The following is a 445-nucleotide window of genomic DNA, read 5'->3' as shown; positions in this document are numbered from 1 at the left end:
AACCGCCGACACACGGAGCTTCAATCCGTTGCTCTACCAACTGAGCTACCGAGCCATCGTATGTTTGCTATATATGCAACAATTAAGTTGCAATGGAGGATACAGGGCTCGAACCTGTGACCCTCTGCTTGTAAGGCAGACGCTCTCCCAACTGAGCTAATCCTCCAAAAGAGTGACCCGTGCGGGATTTGAACCCACGATACCAGCGTGAAAGGCTGGTGTCTTAACCACTTGACTAACGGGTCATCAACGGAGAGTAAGGGATTCGAACCCTTGATACAGGCTTTAACCCGTATACAGCATTTCCAATGCTGCTCCTTCGGCCAACTCGGACAACTCTCCAATATCCAAACCCTGGCACATCAAGAACCAGGTGCCAAAGTTTGTGTTAGCGTGGCAACGTCCTATCCTCGCAGGGAGCGATCCCCCAACTACTTTCGGCGTG

The 445-nt window shown here is 51.2% G+C and carries 3 tRNA genes; all 3 read right to left on the bottom strand.

Annotated features, from left to right (window positions below):
• Window positions 1-93 precede the first annotated feature (93 nt).
• A tRNA-Val gene (locus FD34_RS03445) sits at window positions 94-166 on the bottom strand.
• Window positions 167-173: 7 nt separating this feature from the next.
• Window positions 174-245 (bottom strand) — tRNA-Glu (locus tag FD34_RS03440).
• A gap of 5 nt (window positions 246-250) precedes the next feature.
• Window positions 251-342 (bottom strand) — tRNA-Ser (locus FD34_RS03435).
• Window positions 343-445 lie beyond the last annotated feature (103 nt).

Origin of the sequence: Limosilactobacillus pontis DSM 8475 (assembly GCF_001435345.1) — a bacterium.
Lineage (GTDB): Bacteria > Bacillota > Bacilli > Lactobacillales > Lactobacillaceae > Limosilactobacillus > Limosilactobacillus pontis.
This window is presented reverse-complemented; position numbering and strand designations above follow the sequence as displayed.